At 61.1% G+C, this 22,360-nt stretch carries 17 protein-coding genes; 10 read left to right on the forward strand and 7 right to left on the reverse strand.

The genetic code is table 11. The features are described from left to right. Positions 1-193: 193 nt before the first annotated feature. Positions 194-625, reverse strand: coding sequence for a hypothetical protein (locus tag FYK55_RS25295; RefSeq protein ID WP_150079425.1), 432 nt, complete (start codon positions 623-625; stop codon positions 194-196). 80 nt (positions 626-705) lie between these two features. After that, the gene (locus tag FYK55_RS25300) at positions 706-909 is read right to left on the reverse strand and encodes a carbon storage regulator (RefSeq protein ID WP_150079426.1); all 204 of its coding nucleotides are present in this window, start codon (positions 907-909) and stop codon (positions 706-708) included. Positions 910-1,014: 105 nt separating this feature from the next. Between FYK55_RS25300 and FYK55_RS25305 the strand changes: the two genes are divergently transcribed. Then, positions 1,015-1,290 carry a hypothetical protein gene (locus FYK55_RS25305; RefSeq protein WP_150079427.1) on the forward strand — a complete coding sequence of 92 codons (276 nt, stop codon included), beginning with the start codon at positions 1,015-1,017 and terminating at the stop codon, positions 1,288-1,290. A gap of 261 nt (positions 1,291-1,551) precedes the next feature. Further along, the gene (locus FYK55_RS25310) at positions 1,552-1,902 is read left to right on the forward strand and encodes a hypothetical protein (protein WP_150079428.1); all 351 of its coding nucleotides are present in this window, start codon (positions 1,552-1,554) and stop codon (positions 1,900-1,902) included. A gap of 90 nt (positions 1,903-1,992) precedes the next feature. Here FYK55_RS25310 and FYK55_RS25315 read toward each other — a convergent pair whose 3' ends face one another. Next, a complete protein-coding gene (locus tag FYK55_RS25315) occupies positions 1,993-2,403 on the reverse strand; it encodes an Hsp20/alpha crystallin family protein (RefSeq protein ID WP_235908972.1) in 411 nt (136 codons plus the stop codon). Positions 2,404-2,561: 158 nt separating this feature from the next. After that, positions 2,562-2,996 carry an Hsp20/alpha crystallin family protein gene (locus FYK55_RS25320; RefSeq protein ID WP_150079430.1) on the reverse strand — a complete coding sequence of 145 codons (435 nt, stop codon included), beginning with the start codon at positions 2,994-2,996 and terminating at the stop codon, positions 2,562-2,564. 396 nt (positions 2,997-3,392) lie between these two features. On the opposite strand from FYK55_RS25320, the gene FYK55_RS25325 reads away from it, so the two are divergent. Both FYK55_RS25325 and FYK55_RS25330 read left to right on the forward strand, forming a co-directional pair. Then, positions 3,393-4,652 (forward strand): Tm-1-like ATP-binding domain-containing protein, encoded by a 1,260-nt coding sequence (locus FYK55_RS25325; protein ID WP_235908973.1) that lies wholly within the window; start codon positions 3,393-3,395, stop codon positions 4,650-4,652. Positions 4,653-4,699: 47 nt separating this feature from the next. Beyond that, positions 4,700-5,548: a phosphoenolpyruvate hydrolase family protein gene (locus FYK55_RS25330; protein WP_150079431.1), complete on the forward strand. Its 849-nt coding sequence runs from the start codon at positions 4,700-4,702 to the stop codon at positions 5,546-5,548. A 93-nt stretch (positions 5,549-5,641) separates the two neighbouring features. On the opposite strand, the gene FYK55_RS25335 is transcribed toward FYK55_RS25330, so the two are convergent. Beyond that, positions 5,642-6,313 carry a tRNA (adenine(22)-N(1))-methyltransferase gene (locus tag FYK55_RS25335; RefSeq protein WP_150079432.1) on the reverse strand — a complete coding sequence of 224 codons (672 nt, stop codon included), beginning with the start codon at positions 6,311-6,313 and terminating at the stop codon, positions 5,642-5,644. A 97-nt stretch (positions 6,314-6,410) separates the two neighbouring features. On the opposite strand from FYK55_RS25335, the gene FYK55_RS25340 reads away from it, so the two are divergent. The 6 genes from FYK55_RS25340 to FYK55_RS25365 all read left to right on the forward strand — a co-directional run bounded on the left by FYK55_RS25340 (position 6,411) and on the right by FYK55_RS25365 (position 16,078). Continuing rightward, a complete protein-coding gene (locus tag FYK55_RS25340; protein ID WP_150079433.1) occupies positions 6,411-7,607 on the forward strand; it encodes a carboxylesterase family protein in 1,197 nt (398 codons plus the stop codon). Between the two features lie 170 nt (positions 7,608-7,777). Beyond that, entirely contained in the window at positions 7,778-10,417 is a 2,640-nt protein-coding gene (locus FYK55_RS25345) for a c-type cytochrome (RefSeq protein WP_150079434.1), read from the forward strand. A 76-nt stretch (positions 10,418-10,493) separates the two neighbouring features. Beyond that, positions 10,494-10,835: a tRNA-binding protein gene (locus FYK55_RS25350; RefSeq protein ID WP_235908974.1), complete on the forward strand. Its 342-nt coding sequence runs from the start codon at positions 10,494-10,496 to the stop codon at positions 10,833-10,835. A gap of 169 nt (positions 10,836-11,004) precedes the next feature. Continuing rightward, positions 11,005-13,626, forward strand: coding sequence for a DUF1592 domain-containing protein (locus FYK55_RS25355; protein WP_161604742.1), 2,622 nt, complete (start codon positions 11,005-11,007; stop codon positions 13,624-13,626). A 90-nt stretch (positions 13,627-13,716) separates the two neighbouring features. Beyond that, positions 13,717-15,012 (forward strand): DUF1552 domain-containing protein, encoded by a 1,296-nt coding sequence (locus FYK55_RS25360; RefSeq protein WP_150079436.1) that lies wholly within the window; start codon positions 13,717-13,719, stop codon positions 15,010-15,012. Beyond that, positions 14,999-16,078, forward strand: a complete 1,080-nt coding sequence (locus tag FYK55_RS25365; RefSeq protein ID WP_150079437.1) for a formylglycine-generating enzyme family protein — start codon at positions 14,999-15,001, stop codon at positions 16,076-16,078. The genes FYK55_RS25360 and FYK55_RS25365 overlap by 14 nt, the downstream gene beginning before the upstream one ends. Positions 16,079-16,125: 47 nt before the next feature. On the opposite strand, the gene ggt is transcribed toward FYK55_RS25365, so the two are convergent. After that, entirely contained in the window at positions 16,126-17,952 is a 1,827-nt protein-coding gene (ggt, locus tag FYK55_RS25370; RefSeq protein WP_161604743.1) for a gamma-glutamyltransferase, read from the reverse strand. A gap of 207 nt (positions 17,953-18,159) precedes the next feature. Then, complete coding sequence (locus FYK55_RS25375; protein ID WP_161604744.1) at positions 18,160-22,233, reverse strand: PVC-type heme-binding CxxCH protein; 4,074 nt, start codon at positions 22,231-22,233, stop codon at positions 18,160-18,162. Between the last annotated feature and the right edge of the window lie 127 nt (positions 22,234-22,360).

The following is a 22,360-nucleotide window of genomic DNA, read 5'->3' on the forward strand; positions in this document are numbered from 1 at the left end:
GGATTCTTGAAGACACCCTCCCCAAAGGCTCGTGCCTCGCCTTTGACCCTCCCGAAGGGAGGGTGAATTTCAGAATAGCACGTCTCTTACCGGCTCGGAAAGCTGCACGACCTCCTCGCGGGATGGTAAACCAGTGAACGCCCAACACCGAGTCGGATGTTGACTTGGTATCAACGCCGGGCAGTTGATCCAATTAGGGCGTGATTGCGCGGAAGAAGTTGCGGACCGGTTCGCCGGGGACGTAGACCTTGGGGCTGACGATGACTGGTTGAGCCGGGACGGCCGGATAGACGGGCGCCGCGACGGGGGCGGAAGTGACCGTCGGCCGCATCACCGTGACCGGTGCGGACGGATAATAGGCAGGTCGACCGACAACGACCGGTGCGGTTGTTGGAACCGCCGCAGGATAGGCCGGACGGGCAACGGTCACCGGGGAAGCCAAGGGAAGTGCCGTCCTGCCGTACGCCGGTGAGCCGTAAACGGGTGCGTTGTAGACCGGGGGACTGTAAACAGGCGGACTATAGACCACCACGCCTTGTGCGGTTGCGGGCCGCGTTCCGACCAACACACCCGACAGCACCACAAGGCCGCATGCGAGGATCGTCAAGTTTCGTCGCTTAGGCATCAATCGCTCCTGCCCCTCCGGTTGGTCGTCCGGGAGGTAAAAGTGGTTTCGAGTCGAGGGCACACCGCAGGCGGCAAAGATTAGCCGACGGCCACCGCGTGGGGCTCCACAATCATTTCAGCCCGCGGTACCGAATCGCTACTGAGCTCTTCGCGCCGGATCGAAACTTCCGCGGGGGCTTCGATGCCGACACCAACTCGATTGCCCTTGATCGATGTGATCACAATCTCAATGTCATCGCCGATCTTGATGCGCTGTTCACGCTTTCTGGAAAGTACCAACATCAAGTGGTCCCCATGGACGGGAGGTAGCGGGGCGACCGGGTCAGCACTCGGAGCAACACCTGGACGCACGCGGGTTTTATCGCTCTCCTGGCCGAAGCAAGTGGTGTGCCAAAACCCACCGTCGACGCCGCCTATCAGGCTGGGGCGGTCGCCGCCACGGCAGCCGGACCGGCAAGGGTGACCGGCAAATGGGGCTGGGGCGCGACGAATTCCGTCATTGCAGGCGTCGACGACGAAAATCCGATCGACACCCGTTGGCAGCGAGATTCCTTTTCCGGGGACCTTCCCGTCACCCTGCTCGGCTTCCGATTGGCGTCCCATCGTTCGTGGAAATCGGTGGCTGACCTTTCAGCGACCAACGCCGCGGGAGAGTCATTTTGACAGTTTGGCAGTCTGTCCGGAGACGCCAGATTCCGCCGAAAAGTCGGCGGCCGGCGAGAGGAGACTTGCGCAAGGAGTTTCACGCCGCCGGCGGTCCTTTGCAGGCGACTCCGGCGCCCGCCGTGAAATCGTTCCGGCCGGCCGCCACAGCGACGATTCGACGAGTTCGCCCCGGCAATTTCTTTGCGGGCGTTGATGCGGCGTGCTATTGTCAACAGAGTTGAGGGTCGTCCCGTTCTCGCCAATTCGGTGGGTCGTACCATGCACCGAGTCCCAATCGTTTTCTCCCAGGCAGGTCGTTGGATCGAACGATGGCTGCCGTCATTCTCGGAGACTGAATCTGCGTTTGCCGCCGATCGAGAGATCGTTGAATTCTTTGGCGGTCCGCTGGACGGTCACCGCGAGCTGGTCGATGCGGCGAAGCTTTACCATCTGCCGCCAGCTCTCGAGATTCCACTCGTTTGCCACGCCGGTGCGCAGACTCGCTGGCTGGATGGACGCCTCGGTTCAAACGCGTTTGGGCAGGCGTCGCGCGTGGCCCTTTACGATCTGGTCCAAGAGGGCCCCGTTTGGAAGTATCGGTTCTGTCAGTTTGTGCAATCGGTCGACTGATAGCGTCCCGAGATTCTCGCTAACAAAGAAAGCCTTTGGCGATTGCGACCGCCAAAGGCTTTGCAGATGGTACCGTCCGGCTGAACGAGCCTAGGCGGTTTTGACTTGGATTCTCCGCGGCCGTGCTTCGGCGGCTTTGGGAAGGTGGAGTGCTAAGACGCCTTGATGCAGTTCTGCCGAAATCTTTGCGGAGTCGATCGCCTCACCGATGGTGAACGTGCGGTGAAAGTCGCCGACCTCGTATTCTGAATACAGGTGGTTGACCGACGCTCGTTTGCGACAGGTCTTTCCGTGGATCGTCAGTTGGCGGTTTTCAAACTCAATGTCCAGGCTATCCGGATCGACGCCGGGCAGGTCACCGTACAGGACCAGTTCGTCGTCACCTTCCCAGATGTCAAATCGGGGCGCGAAGGTTGCTTCAAAAGTCTGTTCGCTGCCCACCTTCGGATCGCTTACCTGGTGCTCTCCGTTGCGGGCTTCTACGTCTTGGTTCGTTGTCATGGTCGTACTCATCATGGACCTCCGGTGTTTCAACGGGTGATCTCATGTCTTGAAGGTGATTGGGATGAAAGATCACACCCGGCATCTTCCCGACAGTTTGGCGAGGCTGAGGTCGCGGCTCGCATGTCACTGGCGGGAAGCCGGATGCGAAGTCACGGTCAGGCGGATTTCACCTGAATCCGTTTTGGTTTGACCGCTTCGCTCTTGGGCAGCGTGACGGTCAGGATGCCGTTCTTGTATTCCGCCGAGACCTTGTCGCTGTCGACGTCTCCGGGAAGTTCAATCGAGCGACCGAACTTTCCGTAGCCGCGTTCTTGGCGGTGCCAGGTGCCGCCCTGATGTTCGGGCGGCCGACGGCTTCCTTTCAGCGTCAGCTGATTACCGACGACGTAGATCTCCAAGGATTCTTCGTCAAATCCGGGCAGCTCGGCCTCGGCGTACAAATGGTCCTCATCTTCCCAGACATTCAAGGCCGGGAATTGGCTCCCGGCGACTTGGCGTCCGGGACCTCCGCCGCGGCGTCCGAATAGACGGTCCATCTCACGGCTCAGTCGGTTCATTTCGGCGAACGGTTCCCAACGAGTGGCTAACATCAATGGTCCCTCCTCTCACAACGGTTGGAGTCACGAAAGGTAGAAAAAGTGGTTTTTGGGTGACTGCTTGGCAGTCTGAAATTGCGTTGGTCTCTAAAAGCAACCACTGTGCCAATTGAAGTCCTGTGCCAAGGTGATGTTCGGGGCCCGTTGCTGTTCTGGCAGACGGGCTTCGGAGGTCGCGGATTGCAGCGTCGCGCTGGCGTTTGGATGTCCTGCAAGTGGCTTGCTGAATGGGCGCTTGCTAAATTGGCCGAGAGTGTGGCCGAGTCCGTTCGGAGCCATTCGCGACTGAGGGGGCCACCCGCGATTGAGGAGCAATCCTTCAGGGCACTGGCCGGCCGGTGTGGCCCCCGCATCATCATCCCGTCCGCTTTTCCATTACGAGGCAATCTGTTGAGCCAAGGTCGCGTTTACGCCATCGCCACGATGGATACCAAGGGCGAGGAGATTGACTTCGTGGCGGACTGCTTGCGGTCGGCCGGCGTCGACGTGGTGACAGTCGATGTCGGCACGCTGCAACCGCCGTCGACCGTTCCGGATGTTCCCCGCGAGCAGGTCCTTGCGGTGGACGGGAACTTGGTCCCCGGACGCCAGAGTCCGTCCGACGACCAACCGGGCGATCGACCGGCGCCGGTGGGCGGGTCGGATCGCGGCCAAGCCATCTCCGCGATGGCGGAAGCATTGGCCCGTTTCCTGTCCCGAGAGTTCTCCGCCGAACGTGTCTCGGGGGTGCTGGGGATTGGCGGCAGCGGCGGGACCGCGTTGATCACCCAGGCGATGCGAGCCCTGCCGATCGGGTTGCCAAAGCTGATGGTCTCCACGGTCGCCAGCGGCAACACGGCACCCTACGTCGACTGCACCGATCTGACGATGATGTTTTCGGTGGTGGACGTCGCCGGCATCAACACCGTTTCCGAACGTGTGTTGTCCAACGCCGCTCACGCGCTGGCCGGGATGGTGACGCATTCGACTGCCCGACGGCGCAGTCGGCCGGCGTTGGGGATGACGATGTTTGGCGTCACGACCCCCTGCGTCACCGAGGTGCGGCGTCAGTTAGACGCCGAGGGATTTGACTGCCTGGTCTTTCACGCCACCGGCACCGGCGGCCGGGCCATGGAGAAGTTGGTCGAGAGTGGGCTGATCGGCGGCGTGTTGGACATCACGACCACCGAGGTCGCTGACCAGGTTGTTGGCGGCGTGTTTCCCGCGGGGCCGGATCGCTTTGACCGCTTGATCGAGCGTCAGATCCCGCTGGTGGTCAGTTTGGGCGCGGTCGACATGGTCAATTTCGGCTCCCGCGACACCGTGCCTTCCCAGTTCAGAGACCGAACCTTGCACGTTCACAATGCCCAAGTCACGTTGATGCGCACGACGGCTGATGAGAATCGACAAATCGCTCGCTGGATCGCCGGCAAGCTGAATCGCTCGACGGCACCGGTGACGGTGCTGGTCCCCGAGGGAGGCGTTTCAACGCTGGATGCTCCGGGCGAACCGTTCTATGATCCCCAAGCCGATCGGGCATTGTTCGACGAACTGGAATCTTGCCTGGTGTCCGGCGACGACAGAAGGCTTGTGCGGTTACCGCAGCACATCAATGACCCGGCGTTTGCAACCGCGTTGGCTGACGAGTTCCTGCGTTTGCATTCCAGCTGACAGACACGCGACGTTCCCTTCCAGGATTCCCCTTCATTTGAAAGCTCATGGCAGAACAGCGAAGTGAAATACTCAGCCGGTTCCGGAGGAAGATTGCCGACGGCAAACCGATCATCGGTGGCGGAGCGGGGACGGGAATCAGCGCCAAGTGCGAGGAGGCGGGCGGCATCGACCTGATCGTGATCTACAACTCCGGCCGCTTTCGCATGGCGGGTCGCGGTTCCTTGGCGGGGCTGATGCCTTACGGCAACGCAAACGAGATCGTCAAGGAGATGGCACGCGAGGTGATCACGGCGGTTGAGCACACGCCGGTGTTGGCCGGTGTGTGCGCGACCGACCCTTTCATGCTCCGCGACCCCTTTTTGCGTGAGCTGAAGGATCTCGGTTTCGCCGGCATCCAGAATTTTCCCACCGTCGGATTGATCGACGGCACCTTTCGGGCGAATCTTGAAGAGACGGGGATGGGATTTGGCCTTGAGGTCGAATGCATCGCCGCGGCGCACGCGTTGGACCTGTTGACGACCCCCTACGCGTTTGAACCCGACCAAGCGACGGAATTGACGGCGGCCGGGGCCGACGTGATCGTTGCTCACATGGGTTTGACGACCAGCGGTACCATCGGTGCCAAGACCGCGTCAACGCTGGAAGACTGTGTTCCCCGCGTCGCGGCGATCGCCGAAGCCGCGCGAAAGGTTCGCGATGACGTGATGGTACTGTGTCACGGTGGGCCGATCGCAATGCCCGACGATGCCCAGTACATGCTCTCTCAGGTGGAGTCGATCGATGGGTTCTATGGTGCCAGTTCGATGGAGCGGTTGCCGACCGAAATCGCTCTGACCGAGCAGGTCAAAAAGTTCACCGCCATCCGTGGTCGTGCCGCTTCGGCCGCACCATAAGTTTCGACCGCACAATGCAACGTTGGCCGAACAATGAAACGTCGCCCGGTTGCCGAGTTTCCGCGGCACCCAGGACGTCCCGTTTCTGAGAGGTCATGATCTCTCGGCGGCGGGTGCCGCCGACAGGACACGTTCGATCACCCTCAGCCGGGCCGCGCTCTCCGGTCCCAAACGTTGTAACTTTCGCAGGTACAATCGCTCCTCGGCCAGGCGATCGTGAACCAATCGGGGCATCCGCTTCATGAGCAGCGGACCGAACAGCAGGGCGGCCTCGTGGTCCAAGCCACCGTAGGCCGGATCGGTGATCGATCCGAGCCGTTGGAAGCTCAAGACGGGATAGTCCCAGTGTCCCCGAGCGATCTGTTCGTCCATCAGGTGAAAGCCGGAGCGGATGGCCCAGCGCCGCACCCATTCAGGACGCCGATTCGGTTGCAGCACCACTCGGTCAGGAACGCGATCGGGAAATGCGTCCAGGATGCGGACGATCGTTTCGCCTCCCAATCCGCACAGACTGGCGCTGTCGACTTCACCGACCGACAGTCCCGCGAAGCCGTCGGCGAAACGCACCTCGGCGTTCAGCCCACGCAAGGAGCGCGACGAGTTTTCCAGCGGCTGGGGCTTGTTCTCGATGGCGATGCCACGCCGGATGCGGCCGGATTTGAGCAGGGCGACCAGCAAGTGTCCGTGATCGGAACCGATGTCGGCATGGGTTCCGCAACGGATCTGGCGGGCAACGGCTTTCAGTCGGTCGTCAAGTCGGGGCAAGGTGCAGGTCGTCGGAAAAGGGGCGAGCGTGGCGGGCCGTCGGCGGCCAGACGGAGTAAGCTGATGACGGCCCCTCTGTTCCGCAAACGGTCTCATCATGAACCAATCTGTTGCCAGCCACAGCCCCCGTTTCGATCGTTGTCAGGGTCAACGGCAACCGACCGCTGCCGTTTTCCTGCTCGCGATCGCTAGCCTGCTGACTTTCGAGACCGCCCCGGCGCCGGCTCAACAAGCCGATGCGGAAACGCGAAAGCGTTTCGAGCGATTCGATCGTGACTCCGATGGCAAGTTGACCCGCCAGGAAGTTCCGCGAGCGGCCGTCTTTTCTCGGTTGGACCGGAATGATGATGGCGTGATCACGATTGAAGAAGTGGCGGGAGTGGTGGAGCGGGCCGACCAGCGGGCCGACCAGCGGGGCGTGCCCACCTCGGCGGCCAGGCCGCAGTCGTATTCCTACGGAGAGCACCGGCTGCAGCAACTGGATGTGTACGGCCCGGGCTCATCGGCGGAACCGTCTGCGGCACGACGACCGGTGATGGTGTACGTCCACGGCGGCGGCTGGCGGCGAGGCGACAAGGCGGCTGTCGGTCGCAAGCCAAGTTACTTTCTCGACCAGGATTGGATTTTCGTCAGCATCAACTATCGGCTGATTCCCGAAGGTGCTCACCCGACGAATGTGCAAGACGTGGCACGAGCCTTGGCGTGGGTCCATGACCATGCGGAACGGTTGGGAGGCGATCCCGATCGAGTTTTCTTGATGGGGCACTCGGCGGGGGCGCACCTGGCATCGCTGGTCGCGACCGATGAGCGGCATCTGCGGGCCGCGGGAAAATCTTTGGCGATGCTTCAGGGCGTCATCGCGTTGGACACCAACGCCTACGATGTGACGAAGGTGGCTGCCGTCGGCGGGTTGTATCACCAGGTTTTCGGGGATGACTCGGCAGGTCAGCGTGATGCGTCGCCAGCGTTTCACGTCGCGGCAGGCAAAGGAATCCCGCCGTTCCTGGTCTGCTATTCGCGAGGGATTGGACCGTGTCCGGATCCCCGCCGCGCACATTTCGCCCGATCGTTCGCCGACGCATTGTCAGCGGCCGATGTTCCGGTCCAGGTGATGGACGCCAGTGACCGGTCTCACGGCGAGATCAACGTGCGGTTTGGCGCGGCGGACGATTCCAAGGTCACCGGGCGTGCGACCGAGTTCCTGCAGCGACAATTGAGCCGGCTGGACGACAACGAAACGTCCAATTCGACCCTACCGGCGGCCGATCCGGGCTCCGCCGCGACGCAGCCCTGATACAATTTGCTGCTGCGATTCTGTGCGACGGTTATCCCGACTGCCCGTGTGCCGGTTTCCAATACCCGGGTTTTCCCGTGGGCTTGGCAGCGGCACGGGTCGAGATCGTGCCGATCGCACTCCCTTCCCCCCCCACCCCCCATCTTGATCACCAGGATCAGAATCGACTGATGATACGACTCCGAACACTCGCCATTTGTTTGCTGGTTTCCTCAGCCGCCATCGCCTGGTTCGTTTCCGACACGCTGGCCCAGAAGCCGAATCGCCCCAAACGCAGACGCTCTGCCGAGGTCGGGCCCAGCATTGGAGAGAACAAAGCGACTCCGGTTGATCGCATCACCACGCTGAAGGATTTTCAGGTCGAACTGTTGTACTCCGTGCCCGGTCGGGAACAGGGGTCATGGGTCAACCTTTGCGTGGATGACAAAAACCGTCTGATCGTCAGCGATCAATTTGGGGGACTGTATCGCATCACGCCGCCGGGACCGGGTGAAACGCTGGATCCGGAAGACGTTCAACCGGTGCCCGCCGACATCCGGGGCGTCAACGGGATGGTCTGGGCATTCGACGCGTTGTACGTCGGTGTGAATGACTACGAACAAAAGATCCCCAGTGGCCTGTACCGGATCACCGACAGCAACGGCGATGACCAGCTTGATCAGGTGGAACTGCTGCACGAAGTGCAATCCAAAAGCGATCACGGAGTGCACGCCGTGGTTCCGACGCCCGACGGCGAAGCACTCTACCTGGTGACCGGGAACAACACCTTGCCGCCGGAAATCGAAGACACCTCGCCGGTGCGACAAGTTTGGGGCGAAGACCACTTGCTGCCCAGCATGCCCGACGGCCGTGGTCACAACCGAGGCGTGCTGGCCCCGGGAGGCATCATCTACCGCGTCTCACCGGACGGGAAAAAATTCGAAGCGGTGGCATCCGGGTTTCGAAACGTGTTTGACGCCGCCGTCAATTTGGACGGCGAGTTGTTCACGTATGACGCCGACATGGAATACGATTTCAACACGTCCTGGTATCGGCCCGCCCGGATCAACCACGTCGTCAGTGGTGCCGAGTTTGGATGGCGCAACGGCGCCGGTAAGCGGCCTGAGTTTTACGAGGACAACCTGCCGGCCACGCTGAACATTGGACCCGGGTCGCCCACCGGCGTCACCTTCGGTTACGGGGCCAAGTTTCCGACCAAGTACCAACGAGCCCTGTACGCGTTGGACTGGAGTTGGGGCAAGCTTTACGCGGTGCATCTGACACCGAGCGGTTCGACCTACACGGCGACCAAGGAAGAGTTCTTGACGGGGGCGCCGCTGCCGATCACCGATGCGATCATCAATCCGGCCGACGGCGCAATGTACTTCACGATCGGCGGACGACGCGTCCAGTCGGGTCTGTATCGCGTGACCTACGTGGGTGACGAATCGACGGAGCCCGTGACGGAAGCCGATGCCCCCGGGGACGTTCGCGACGAACAGGCGTTCCAGACCCGGCACCGGTTGGAGGCTTTTCACGGCCACCAGGATCCTCAAGCGATCCCGACCGCATGGCCGTACCTGGACAATGACGATCGCTTCATTCGCTGGGCCGCACGCACGGCGGTTGAGCACCAGCCGGTCGAACAGTGGGCCGACAAGGCGCTCGGGGAACAGGATCCTGGGCGGCAAGTTGAGGCGTTGCTGGGGCTCGCGCGGGTGACAGGTGTCTGCCCGCTCCACCGCGACGATTCCGCACCGGTCGACACCGCCATGCGGGATCGGATTCTGGATGCCCTGTTGGCGATCCAGTGGAAGTCGTTGGATCATTCCGAGCAGTTGACGCTCTTGCGGACGCTGCAAATCACGCTGTCGCGATTCGGGCGTCCGGACCAGGAGCGAATTGACCAGTGCATTGCCAAGCTTGACCCGCTGTTCCCGGCATCCACCCAGGATTTGAATTGGCTGTTGTGCGAGACCCTGGTGTACTTGCAGGCTCCGAATACCGCGGCCAAGGCGTTGGAGTTGATCGCTCAGGCGCCCACCCAAGAAGAGCAGATTCAGTACGCCCGCTCGCTGCGGATGTTGAAGGCCGGATGGACGATTCCGCTGCGGACCGCTTACTTCGAGTGGATGCTCAAGGCGGCCAATTACAGCGGCGGTGCCAGTTTTGAAAAGTTCCTGGAATTCATCCGCAACGACGCACTGGCGACGTTGACCGAAGAAGAAAAAACGCAGTTGGCTGAGCTGCTGGAGCGCAAGCCGGAACGAAAATCGGTGTTGGAGAATCTGGCATCGGTGTTCGAAGGGCGGGAATCGACCGAGTGGAAATTGGAAGAACTTTCCGACGCGGCACGCACTAGTCTTCAGGCGAGAGATTTCACTCAAGGCCGAAAAATGTTTGCTGCCGCAGGATGTTTCGCCTGTCACCGGTTCGGCAACGAGGGCGGCATGACGGGTCCCGACCTGACTTCGTCGGGACGCCGTTACTCGCCCCATGACTTTTTGGACCAGATCATCCACCCCAGCAAAGTCATCAACGAACAGTTTTCGTCGGTGATGGTGCTGACGTCCGAGGGCCGGGCCTACACCGGTGTCGTGGTGAACCTGAACGGCGACACCGTCACGTTGAATACCGACCTGAGCGATCCGAACAAACGCGTCGCCATCGATCGGAAAGAGGTGGAAGTGTTCGAACCTTCCAAGACCTCTCCGATGCCGGCCGGCCTGCTTTCGCGGATGAAACGGGAAGAGATCCTGGACCTGGTGGCATACGTGCTCAGTGGCGGAGATCCGGAGCATCCCTTTTTTGATTCGTCGGCGACGCAGTGAACGCGGCGCAGCGAGTGAGATCCGAGGGACCTTCAGGTACGGTTCGCAGTGAAGCCGTGAAAACTTCTCGGGATTGATGATGCAGACCATCGGTTGGGACGATTTCCAACGCGTTGAATTGCGTGCCGGCACCATCGTCGCGGTGGATGAATTTCCACAGGCGAGAAAGCCGGCATACATCCTGACCGTGAACTTTGGTGACGAGATCGGTTTGAAGCGAACCAGCGCCCAAATCACTTCGCTTTACAACAAAACGGATCTGGTGGGGCGTCAGGTGGTTGGCGTCGTCAACTTTCCCCCCAAACAGATCGGGCCGATGATGTCGGAGTGTCTGATCACCGGCTTTTACCGACCCGACGGGGCGGTGGTGTTGGCGGTCCCCGATCAGGCCGTCGCCGATGGAGCAAAACTGGCGTAGCGGGGCCGGCGGTGACCAGCTGACGTCGTCGGCACCGCGTTCTTTGGCACCGCTTTTGTCGGCTGAAGTTGGGTGGGTTCAACGCGATCCGGCGACGCGTTCCTGCGTTGCCGGTTCCTGCCGCCGACAGGAATGTCTTGATTCGGCGGCGGCTTTTGGCGAAGGTGAAATGATGACAGGTCCAAATCCAGTCGCCCGCGGTGTCCCCGTGTTCCTGAAATCTCATTCGGCTGCCCGCCTTCCCCAGCCATTGCTGTGCCGTGTCATGACGTGCGCCGTCGGGTGGGCCGTCGGGATCGTCGCGTTGGTCTGGGCGGTTGGCACGCAGGCCGACGAACCTCCCGCCACCGCGCCAGTTGCCGAAAGGCCGGTGGCGGAGTTTTTGACGACACACTGTTTGGAATGTCACCGCGGAGAAGAAGCGGAAAGCGACTTCCGGATCGATCATTTGAACGACGATTTTGCGGACCGCCGTGCGGCGGCGGCTTGGATCGAAATTCGCGACCGGGTGAACCGGGGAGAAATGCCGCCGGACGACAAACCGCAGCCGACGGCGGATCAGATTCGAATGCTCAGCGGATGGATTACTGATCGTCTGCGTCAAGCCGAACAAGCGGGGCTCAGTCGTGGTGGGCGAGCGGTTCTGCGGCGGTTGAATCGTCAGGAATACACCAACACCATTCGCGATCTGTTGAAGATGGAGTTCCTGCCCGGCGAAAGCCCGCGGGACATGCTTCCGCCCGACGGGACCGTGGAAGGCTTTCGCACCGTCAGCGTCGGGCTGATGATCGATCCTTCGCTGATGCAAACCTATTACGAGGTGGCGCGGCTGGTGGCCGAAAAGGCCATCGTCGACGGCCCGCCCGAATTCCCCACCAAGACCTTGCGGATGGAATTTGAGGAGATTCAAACGAACCGGGCGATCGACTACTTGTGCGACAAGCCCGGTTTTGAATGCAAAGAAGACCACATCGAGATCATCGACGGTCAAACGCGTTCATTTGGACGTTTGCACTATGGGGACCATCGCACCGCGACGCCGACACTTGGCAAGTACCGGGTGTCCGTGCGAGCCGCCGCACGCCCCGGTCCGGATGGCAAGCCGGTGCGAATGTCCGTCCGCCAGCAACACCCGCAGGCAAGCCGTCAACTGGTGATGGACGTCCAGGTCGATGCTTCGCCGCAGCAACCGGAGGTGTACACGGTGATCGTCCCCCGCGACGGACTGGGCAAAGAATGGAACTTGCAGCCCGTCGACGAAATCGCGATGACCAACGGAAATCCGACCTACCAGGTGTATGCCAATCGCAAGATTCGAGATTACGGGAACGAAGGTGACTTCACCAATGCGATCCGGTACCGCGGTCGGATGCAGTTGGAGGGGGGGCACGAGCAAACGATCATTCGTCCAGACCGCATCGACACGGAAAAGCTGCCAATGCTGTGGCTGGATTGGATTGAAATCGAAGGTCCGCTGTACGAACAATGGCCGCCAAAGAGCCATCAACTGTTGTTGGGCGAGACAACACCGACATCTTTGACCAACGGCCAGCTGACCGAGATCTTCACGGCTCTGATGAATCGTGCCTACCGTCGTCCGGTCGCCGACGACGATGTGAAGCCGATCGTCAATTTGGTGCGACAAGAGTTGGACCACGGCATCGCCTTGGAAAATGCGGTCAGGGCGGGGCTGACCGCCGTGCTCACTTCGCCCCGATTCCTGTACCTGGCCGAACCGTCCGACGGCGTCCAGCCGCGGTCCTTGGACGATTGGGAGATTGCCAGCCGGCTTTCGTATCTGCTGTGGAGTAGCATGCCCGACGAGCAGTTGTTCGAACTCGCCGCGGCCGGCAAGCTGCAAGACCCGCAGGTACGGCTGCAGCAGGTCGACCGGATGATTGCCGATCCGAAGATCGAAGGTTTCGTCAACGGATTTGCTGCGCAGTGGTTGCGGACCGAAACGTTCCGGAATTTTCAGCCGGACGACCGACAGTACCCGGATTACGACGACAAGCTTGGCGAGGCGATGGTGTCCGAGTCGTTGGAGTTTTTCCGCGAAGTTCTAAAGCACGACTTGGCACTGTCGAATTTTATTGACTCCGGTTTTGCCATGCTAAACGAACGGCTCGCGAAGCATTACGGAATCGAAGGGGTGCAGGGCGATCAGTTTCGCCGGGTGCCCTTGCCGGACGATTCACATCGGGGCGGTCTGTTGGCGCACGCGGGCGTCTTGATGGCTGGCAGCGACGGCAATCGCACCAAACCCGTCTCGCGAGCCGTTTATGTTCGCGAGGTTTTATTCAACGATCCGCCCGATCCTCCGCCGCCGAACGTGGGCGAAATTGAACCGAACATCAAAGGAAAGAATCTGACCGTTCGTGAACGATTGATTCAGCATCAGGAAATTGAAAGCTGCGCCGCCTGTCACCGCACGCTCGATCCCTATGGATTGGCGTTGGAGAACTTTGACGTGATTGGGGCCTGGCGCGAGCAGCAGACCGGCGAGGGTTTCCGGGCGAGGAAGGCGCCGCCGATTGATGCGTCGGGGAAGTTGCCCGACGGCAGCACTTTTGACGGCTTTGAACAATTCCGCGAGCGTTTGCTTGCACAGCAGCAGCGGTTTCATCGTGGACTGACCGAAAAAATGATGGTCTATGCGCTCGGTCGCCCGTTGGAGCCTGGTGACCGCATTCGAGTCGACGCGATCAGCGACGCTTTGGATGACGATTCCGCAACGCTGCGCACGATGATCAAACAGATAGTTTCCAGCCCCCAGTTCTTGACAAAGTAAACAACGACCGCGGATCCACGCCGCCGAGGCCACGAGGCCAACGTCCGATCGTGTTCCGCCGTCACTTTGCCATGTTTCCAGAGTTGTCCCATGAGCCGACCCCTGAAACTTTCCCGACGAACCATTCTTCGCGGCGCGGGCGTTGCGATGGGACTTCCAATGTTGGAATGCATGGCGGACGATCAAGCCGCTGAAACCCCGCCCTCGCGGTTCGGGATGTTTTACTTCGGGACCGGAATGAACATGCGTCAGTTCGAGCCCGAAGATGAGGGGCCCGATTTCAAACTGTCGCGGATCCTGCAACCGCTGGAACGGCACCGCGGGCAGTTCACGGTGCTTTCGAACGTGTTCCTGAATCATGGCGGCGGCCACGACGGTGCGTACCCGTTCGCCACGTCGATCGCGCGCGGTGAGAAACAACAGATTTCCCCCGACCAGATCGTTGCGCAACAACACGGAAAAGCGACACGTTATCCATCCCTGCAATTGTCCGTCGAACGCGGGACTGCTTTCGGCAGTCAAGCATTGGCGACCACTTCCTGGAACGAGCAGGGGATTCCGTTGGCCGCCGAGAATGACCCCAAGGTATTGTTCGACCGACTGTTTCGTCCCGACAGCGAGCAACAAAAGGTCAACCGGGCTCACGAGTTTCGCCAGCGCGGAAGCGTGCTGGATCTGGTCATGGAACAAGCCGGCGGAATGCAAAAGCGGATGAGCCAGGTCGACCGTCAACAGTTGGACCAGTATTTCAACAGCGTTCGCGAAATGGAACGACAGCTTGACCGAGACGTGGCCTGGTCGGACCGCCCCAAGCCCGATCCGGACTTGAAAGATCCCAAGCGTTTCGAAAAGAGCATCACCGACAAGCAACCCGACTTTCGCTACGACACCTACGCCAAGTTGATGTACGACCTGATCGCGTTAGCCTTTCAGACCGATTCTTCCCGCGTCGTTTCGTACGTGGTGCGTCGCGAGTTATCCGGCGGGGTGTATCCGGAGTTTGGAGTTTCAAAAGGCTACCATTCGCTTTCGCACCACGGCAACGACCCCCGCAACCTGGAAGAGTTGGCGAAGGTGGACACCATCTACATGAAGCACTGGGCGTATTTCCTGGACCGCCTGCGCAGCATCCGGGAGGGTGACGGCACGTTGTTGGATCACACGGTCCTGGGGTTCAGCAGTGGGATGGGCATCGGACACAGCAAGAACCGACTCCCGACGGTTCTTTCCGGCGGGGAAAGATTGGGCGTCCGTCACCGCGGGCACGTGCGACTGTCAACGCCAACGCCCTTGTCCTCGCTGTGGCAAACGATGGTTCACTGTTGTGGGGTCCCCACCGGTGACGCGTTTCAGGACAGCCCGGGGGTGATCGATGATTTGGTCTGACGGGGCGCCGCACCGCAGTCGCCGACGCTTTGTGTGGGCGGCGCGTGTCGTCTGCCTTCTGATGTTTCTGACCGCGTTCGCCAGGAGATCTTCCGCCCAGGAGGCGGTATTTGTTCCTGTTCCCGCTGGCGAGTACCGCCGCGGGGAAAGCGACATGAACGCGATCAATCACGATCATCCCTACAGTGTCAAACTGAAGGGGAATGCGACGTGGAGCGAGCGTCCCAAGCACTGGGTCAAGCTAACCAGCGGTTTTGAAATCGCGGATCGGGAAGTCACCGTTGAACAGTTCGCGGAGTTTGTCCGCGAGACCGGCTACGAGACCGATGCGGAGCAACATGGCAATGCCGCCGGGTTTGATTCCCAAGCAGAACGGCCACCGGGCTGGATTCAAATCGATCCCAAGTACACTTGGCGCAGTCCCGGATTCACGCAGGGACCGGATCATCCGGTCGTGTGCGTTAGCTGGAACGACGCCAACGCCTACTGCCGTTGGCGCAGCAAACGGGAAGGGCGTCGATACCGCTTACCGACGGAAGCGGAGTGGGAATACGCGGCCCGGGCGGGCACCGACAGTTGGTATTCCTGGGGGAATTCTCCCGACGACGCGTACGAATTCGCCAACGTTGCCGACGCGTCGCTGGAGCGACTGCATCCTCAGACGACGATGTATCAGCGGAGCCTGGGGCTGGACTCGCCGGCGTGCGACGACGGCCATCCGATGACGGCGCCCGTTGCCAGTTTCCGCCCCAATCCCTGGGGCTTGCATGACATGCACGGGAACGTTTGGGAGTGGTGCCAGGATATCTTTCAGGAAGACCACTACGCCAAATTGCTGAAGCCCTACTCGCGGCAAGAAGCCGAAACGGTGCGGATCGAAGACCCCGCCGGTCCACCGACGACCGAGCAGCAACAGCACGGTGATTGGCGGGTGCTCCGCGGGGGCAGTTGGTATGTCGGGCCCATCAGTTGCCGTTCGGCGATGCGCGGCTTTGCCGAGGCCGGCGACGGACTTTGCTATGCCGGGTTCCGATTGGTGCGAGACGTTCCGGACGTGCCACGTTAGCACGGTGGATCGACGGGCGGGAAGATTGCCCCAGGGAGCGGCGCGGTTCAGTTGGCGGCGGCCGCCGGGACACGACTGGCGCGGGCGGCACCGCCGCGCCGCCAATCAGCCACTCCGGTTGCTTGACCTGATTCAGGATCGATCACGATCGCGTTGACGGCGCCCTGGCGGTATCCGGGCGGTTGTTCCACCGTGTGTCCCATCGCTCGCAACGGCGCGAGGGCGTCTTGGAAAACCTTGTCGTCGTAACCTTCCAGCAGAATCTGGTCGGGAAACCATTGGTGGTGGAAACGCGGCGCGTCGACCGCTTCTTCAAGGGAACGTTCCATCATCAGTGTCTGCACCAGGACTTCCGTGACCGTGTTGATGATGGTGCGGCCGCCGGGGCTGCCGACGACCAGCAGCACCCGTCCGTTTCGGCGAACGATGGTGGGCGACATGGAACTGAGCATTCGCTTGCGGGGGGCGATCCGGTTGGGCGTGGTTCCGATCGCGCCCTCGCGGTTGGAGTACCCGGGGTACCAGTTGAAGTCTCCCATTTCATTGTTGAGCAAGAATCCGGCGCCACGGACGACGATCCAGCTGCCAAAGCTTCGCTCCAACGTGTAGGTGTTGCTGACGGCCATTCCCGAGGAATCGATGATCGAATAATGCGTCGTCTGTTCACTCTCGTAGGGAGCGTCGGAGATCTTGATGGGGCCGGCAATCTGCAGGCTGTCGGTCGCCGCGTCGCGGTCGATCGTGGCCGTCAGTTGCTGCGCCGCGCTGGGGCCAAACCGCTCAGCGGGAATGGGGACAAAATCTTGATCGCCCAACCACGCCGCACGTTCACGAAATGCCCGCCGCATGACCTCGCTGACCAGATGGATCTGCATCGGTGACCAGGGTTCAACCGAAGGGGGCAGACCCAACGACTGGATCATTTGCAATTCCAATCCGACCGTCAGACCGCCCGAGCTGGGCGGCGGGGCGCCGTACACCTGACAACCTTGAAAGGAACACCTGACCGCCGGTCGGATTGGAGCCTGGTACCGTTCCAAGTCTTGCTCGGTGATCAGCCCATCGCCCCGGCGCATTTCCGCAACCACGGCGTTGGCAATCGGACCACGATAAAAAGCGTCGGGTCCCTGATCGGCGATCGTTTGCAACGTCGCCGCGAGGTCCGGCTGTCGCAATCGATCGCCGGGGATCCATGGTCGGCCATCGGCATGGCCGTAAACGCGTCGGAACTCCGCGTACCGCGGATCCTGCTTCAAAGCTTCGTCGGACAGCGTGGCGTTCAGCGAATAGGCAAGATGGCGGTCGACCAAAAAGCCTTCCCGAGCCAGGTCGGCCGACGGTTGCACCAGACGTTTCCAGTCCAGCTTTCCGAACCGTTCGTGCGCGACACCGAACCCGCGGACGGTCCCGGGCGTTCCAGCCATCCGGGCATGCCGGCGATTGGTCCAGTCCACAAAGCTGCGTTCGTCGGCGGCAGCGGGTGCGGTTTCGCGGTAGTCGATGCAGACCACATCGTCGCCGGACGCCTGTTCCGAGCTTGCCTGCCCGTTCGTGTGCGGCGAAGGCGAGACCAGCATGAATCCGCCTCCACCGAGATTTCCCGCTTCCGGCCAGGTAACGGCCAGGGCAAATCCCACGGCCACGGCTGCGTCCACCGCGTTGCCACCGTCGTTTAGCACGTCGCGCCCAATCGCGGAAGCCAGCGGCGTGGCGGTCACCACCATCCCGGCGTCGCCCCGAGCCACGTCCACCGGCGTCCGGGGCGGCGGGCTGGGCTGTGGGTTCGATTGTGGGCTCGACTGCGGGCTGGGTTGCGGGCTGGGCTGCGGGCTGGGCGGCCCCGCCATCGCGGTGATCGCATCGTTCGCTGGCATGCCGACAACCGGTATGCCGACAACCGGTATGCCGACAACCGGTATGCCGACAACCTGCATGCCAACAGCCAGGGCGAACAAGAATCTGAACGTGGACAGCGAAGGCAACGGGACGGACGACATGGGGCAGCACTCAGGGAAGAATCGTTTGCGATAGGATAGCACGTCCTTTCCGAGCGGCCCGTCCTTTCCGTGTGGCGCGTCCGTTCAGTCGCCGCCTGCCGCTTCATGGTGATGTGAGTGTCCCGGGATCTCGCCTCCGGCCTGGAGAAAGGCGTGCAAGTTCTCGATTTCGTCGCGGGTCAGGACGTTCAACAATCCGGTCGGCATGGGCGACACATCGGATTTGATTTTGACGTCCACATCGCGTTTGCGGATGTTTGTCAACGAATTGGGCGTCAACAGATTGGTCGCCACGCGATAGGCCTTGTTGGATTCTTCCACGATCACGCCCGTCACGACGCGTCCGTCCACCAACAGGAAACGGTAGCTTTGATGGTCGGGGTGGATCTTGGACGAAGGTTCCAGCATCTGTCGCAGCAGTTCGGTGCCACGCAGTTGTTTCACGGATGCGACCAGATCGGGACCCAAATTGACGCCGTGGCCGCCGACGACGTGGCACTGGTTGCAGCGGGCTTTGACGAACGCCATGGCACCCTGCATGAGCGAGTCTTCATCGGTGGCCGGATGGTCGGCGTTGAAGTCCGCAAAGTCCTTCATGGTCCATTCACGCACGACTGTTGGCTGATGATCGGCCAGCATCCGATCGGCGGTGTCCGCATTCTTGGCAACCACCATCACTCCGTTCATCACGACCCAGTGTCCCGGGAAGGTGCAAACGTAGGGATAGACTCCGGGTTCAGTCGGCGCTTTGAATCGCAGCACGTGTATCAGGGACGATCGGGTCGGCCCGATCATCGGTGAGGCGTGCAGGATCAAGTTGCTCTTTTCGCGCGGGATGAAATCCGATTTGGCGTTGCGCGGATCCTTGGCCATCTCATTTGCGGCCATCCCGACTTCGGCCAGTGCTCCCGGGCGGAGCAACACCAGGTTGTGGTCGGTGGCATCCGGATTCGTGAACACGATCTTCACGCTTTGTCCCGGACGCGCATCGATGCGATCAACCGAGAACAACATCTTCTCAGGAATGCAGGAGATTTTGATGACATTCAAATCCTGCTGGGAGTCGAACTGGGCTTCGCTCGCCGACGGTGTCGGTTCCTTGATTGTTCGATCCTTCGCGGCCTGCTGCAGCAGCGTCGCGATACCATAGCGATCCTCTGATTCCCAGAACGGCCGCAACGTTCGGCTGCCCAGGGCACAGCTGATGGCATACTGCAGATGGCCATCGCGTGGGTATTGAAACACATCCAGAATCGCCTCCAACGCTTCGCGGGTTCCGATGTAGGTCGCCGCGATGACCGCCTGCATCCGAACGATCCCGTTGGGATCTCGGGCCGACTGGTTCAACAGCCGGATCGCCTGCGGGAGGTACGGGTGCCAATAGCGAAGTTGTTGGGTCGCCGCGGCGCGGGCGTGGGCCTCGTCGCAACCCAGCAGGTCTTGAAGCGTCGACGTGGCGATGCGCAGGCTTTCATCCGAGTCGGTCGCCAGGTCGCCGCCGATCGCGCGATCCGGACGCGGATCGGAAGACGGATCCACACTGGAGGGCAATCCGACCAGACCGATCCAGCGATAGGTCCAGACCGCTTCCATTTGGTGATGGCGGAATCGCGCGTCGTCCGCGTTCAATGCTTGCACCCACTGGTCCAGCCGCGGAAGGACGTCAGCGGGGTCGCGCTGGCGAAGTTCCCGTTTGGCCCACTGACGGATTTGCGTTTCGCGCCGTTTCAGCAACGAAAGCAGGTCATCGATGGAGGCATCGGCGATCGATGGCGGGTCGAGCAAAGGCTGGCCTTTGGCAGTGATTCGCCAGATCCGTCCGCTATCTCGGTCTCGTCGTGGGTCACGCAACGAGTACTGTGCATGGCCCTTGATGGGGTTGTACCAATCGCAAACGTACAACGCCCCGCGGGGCCCCCACTGCAAATCGACCGGGATGAAGCTCAAGTTGGTGCTGAACAGCAGGTCGCCGACATATTCCTCGGAGTAGCCGTAGTCGCCTTCGATCCAGCGATGGATTTCGACGCGGTTGGTGGGCTTGTAGCGGACTTTGATGAATCCGCCCTGGGTTTCTTCGGGGAAGGTAGAGAAGTCGACCATCTGGTGCCCGCACACTCCTGAATACGCTTGCAGGCCGGTGGGACGCGGGTGCTGCACCGGATAGGGCGGGTCCAGCGAATGGAACGCTTCGGCATACACGGGGTGACTGGCCAAGTGTTGACCCCAGTCGTCGAAGGTGACTCCCCAAGGGTTGGTGCTGTGGTAGGTCCCGAAACTGACCAATCGCCCGGTGCGCGGTTCGAATCGGAACCAGCCGCTGTTTTGCTGGCGGACCGGTCCGTAGGGGGTCTCCACCTGGGAGTGGTGAAAGATCGATTCCCTGAAAATCAAGTCTCCGTCGGGAGTCCAACTGAAGTCGTGCAGGGAGTGGTGCGAATCCTCAGTCCCGAATCCGCTGAGCACCACGCGGTGGACATCCGCCACATCGTCTCCGTCCGTGTCTTTCAGGAAACTCAGGTTGGGTTGTTCGGAGACATACACGCCGCCGTCGCCGAAAGCAAAGGAAAGCGGCACATGCAGGTCGTCGGCGAAGACTTTCGATCGGTCGGCGCGTCCGTCCCCGTCGGTGTCTTCCAGGATGACCAGTTTGTCGTTGGGCTCTTTGCCGGGGTACACGTGGGGGTACGTTGTCGAACAACTGACCCACAAGCGACCGCGAGAATCCCAACGCATCTGGATGGGGTTTGCGATCTCTGGGAACTGCTCTTCTCCGGCAAACAAGTTGACCTCAAACCGCGGGTCAACTTGAAACGCCCGCCGTTCGTCTTCCGCCGTCAGCCACTGGTTCGCGCCGCGACTCTGTTTCGTTTCCGGCATCGGGGCCAGGTTGCCGTCATCGATTTCGGTGGAATCCGACTGGCCGGATGCGATCTCCCAAATGCGTTGGTCACGGTTGGCGACCATTTGGTCGAAGTTTCGCATCGCCGGCAGGAAGTCCAGGTAGCCGTACGTTTGATTGCGGCCGCCGGTGTAATAGAAGGTGTTTAGCGGGCGAAAGCGTCGAAAGAATTGGCGGTTCTTGTCGGCGATGACGGCTCGGAGTGCCGGTTTCACCGGGGGCGGATCATGACCGAAGGTGTTTTGGAACAACAGGGACGAAAACAAATGATCGCCAGCTTCGTTGAGATGCACGCCGTTGATCGTGTAATCGGACCCCATGCTGGCCAACGTGCTTCGCGTTGGCTGGAACACGTCAGCAAATCCGACCTGCTGTTCGGCGGCGACCTCGGACATCACTTCGACGTACCGGGCCAGCGACTGATTGTTACGATCGGCCGCGCGGACATCTGGCAAGTTCTCATTGGCGACAGGAGAAACCAGCACGATCCGGGCAGCGGATTGGCCATTGAAGGCTTTGGATTTCAATTGTTGCAAAAAATTCGTCAGCGAATCCCGGAAGGAGTCCAATCCCGTTTCGCCTGCAAAGGATTCGTTCAAGCCGAAGGCGGCGAAGATCACATCAGCACGCTCATGCGTCAGGTGCTGGAACGTGTCGGCAAAATTGTCCGGGCGCGGTTGCAGATCGACTTCGTCGCCGGACCATGCCAGGTGCCGCACCGACAGTTGGAGGTCCGGGTGGGCTTGCTGGATCATCGCTTCCAAGTGTCCGAACTGTTGCGATCGTTCCAGCAAACTATTTCCGATCAATGCGATTCGGTCACCTTGCTGCAGCTGCATCGGCAGCGTCGTGGCAACCGGCGGGGCCGCTTCGGCGCGCGGGGCGGTTTTTTGATAGATCCCAAACTTTTCCAATTCGGGATCACGCGGCGGGTCCGGCTTTCCCGTGGACGTGTTGCGAGCATCCACCTGCTTGGCCGGCTTTCGACCGCGTTTGGCCTCGGCCGGCTTCGCGCTACCCTCGTCCTGCGGACCGGCAATGGCCACGGGGAAGCTTGCGGTGCAGAACACGCAGGCGAACGCGAAGGCAAAGTGTCTCAAACCGATGCAGACGTGCGCCAGGATGCGGCGGAAAATGGAGGACGGGTGGGCAAGGTTTCCGGGCAGGTGGTCACGACGTGTGGGCATCGGCTTGGACAGGTTGGGAACGGTCGGAGGAGGGATCGGAAGACACGCGGTCGCCGGGCGGGGGATGGCCATCGAAGCCCGCCGGATGGCCATCGACGCCTGCCGGGGATGGCGGAGTGAACGCTGGCGGAAGCGCGCGGCGGGCGAATCATTGCGGCTGAGTTTAACCCATCGCGATTCTGAGGGCGGGCCCGAGCTG

The sequence above is a fragment of the Roseiconus nitratireducens genome, from assembly GCF_008629675.1.
In the GTDB taxonomy this organism is placed as follows: Bacteria; Planctomycetota; Planctomycetia; order Pirellulales; family Pirellulaceae; genus Stieleria; species Stieleria nitratireducens.

Excerpts from the sequence above, each read along its gene's own strand:
- FYK55_RS25295 (WP_150079425.1), bottom strand. The coding sequence starts at position 625 with ATGCCTAAGCGACGAAACTTGACGATCCTCGCATGCGGCCTTGTGGTG.
- FYK55_RS25300 (WP_150079426.1), bottom strand. The coding sequence starts at position 909 with ATGTTGGTACTTTCCAGAAAGCGTGAACAGCGCATCAAGATCGGCGAT.
- FYK55_RS25310 (WP_150079428.1), top strand. The coding sequence starts at position 1,552 with ATGCACCGAGTCCCAATCGTTTTCTCCCAGGCAGGTCGTTGGATCGAA.
- FYK55_RS25315 (WP_235908972.1), bottom strand. The coding sequence starts at position 2,403 with ATGACAACGAACCAAGACGTAGAAGCCCGCAACGGAGAGCACCAGGTA.
- FYK55_RS25320 (WP_150079430.1), bottom strand. The coding sequence starts at position 2,996 with ATGTTAGCCACTCGTTGGGAACCGTTCGCCGAAATGAACCGACTGAGC.
- FYK55_RS25330 (WP_150079431.1), top strand. The coding sequence starts at position 4,700 with ATGGCAGAACAGCGAAGTGAAATACTCAGCCGGTTCCGGAGGAAGATT.
- FYK55_RS25340 (WP_150079433.1), top strand. The coding sequence starts at position 6,411 with ATGAACCAATCTGTTGCCAGCCACAGCCCCCGTTTCGATCGTTGTCAG.
- FYK55_RS25345 (WP_150079434.1), top strand. The coding sequence starts at position 7,778 with ATGATACGACTCCGAACACTCGCCATTTGTTTGCTGGTTTCCTCAGCC.
- FYK55_RS25350 (WP_235908974.1), top strand. The coding sequence starts at position 10,494 with ATGATGCAGACCATCGGTTGGGACGATTTCCAACGCGTTGAATTGCGT.
- FYK55_RS25355 (WP_161604742.1), top strand. The coding sequence starts at position 11,005 with ATGATGACAGGTCCAAATCCAGTCGCCCGCGGTGTCCCCGTGTTCCTG.
- FYK55_RS25360 (WP_150079436.1), top strand. The coding sequence starts at position 13,717 with ATGAGCCGACCCCTGAAACTTTCCCGACGAACCATTCTTCGCGGCGCG.
- FYK55_RS25365 (WP_150079437.1), top strand. The coding sequence starts at position 14,999 with ATGATTTGGTCTGACGGGGCGCCGCACCGCAGTCGCCGACGCTTTGTG.
- ggt (WP_161604743.1), bottom strand. The coding sequence starts at position 17,952 with ATGCCAGCGAACGATGCGATCACCGCGATGGCGGGGCCGCCCAGCCCG.
- FYK55_RS25375 (WP_161604744.1), bottom strand. The coding sequence starts at position 22,233 with ATGGCCATCCCCCGCCCGGCGACCGCGTGTCTTCCGATCCCTCCTCCG.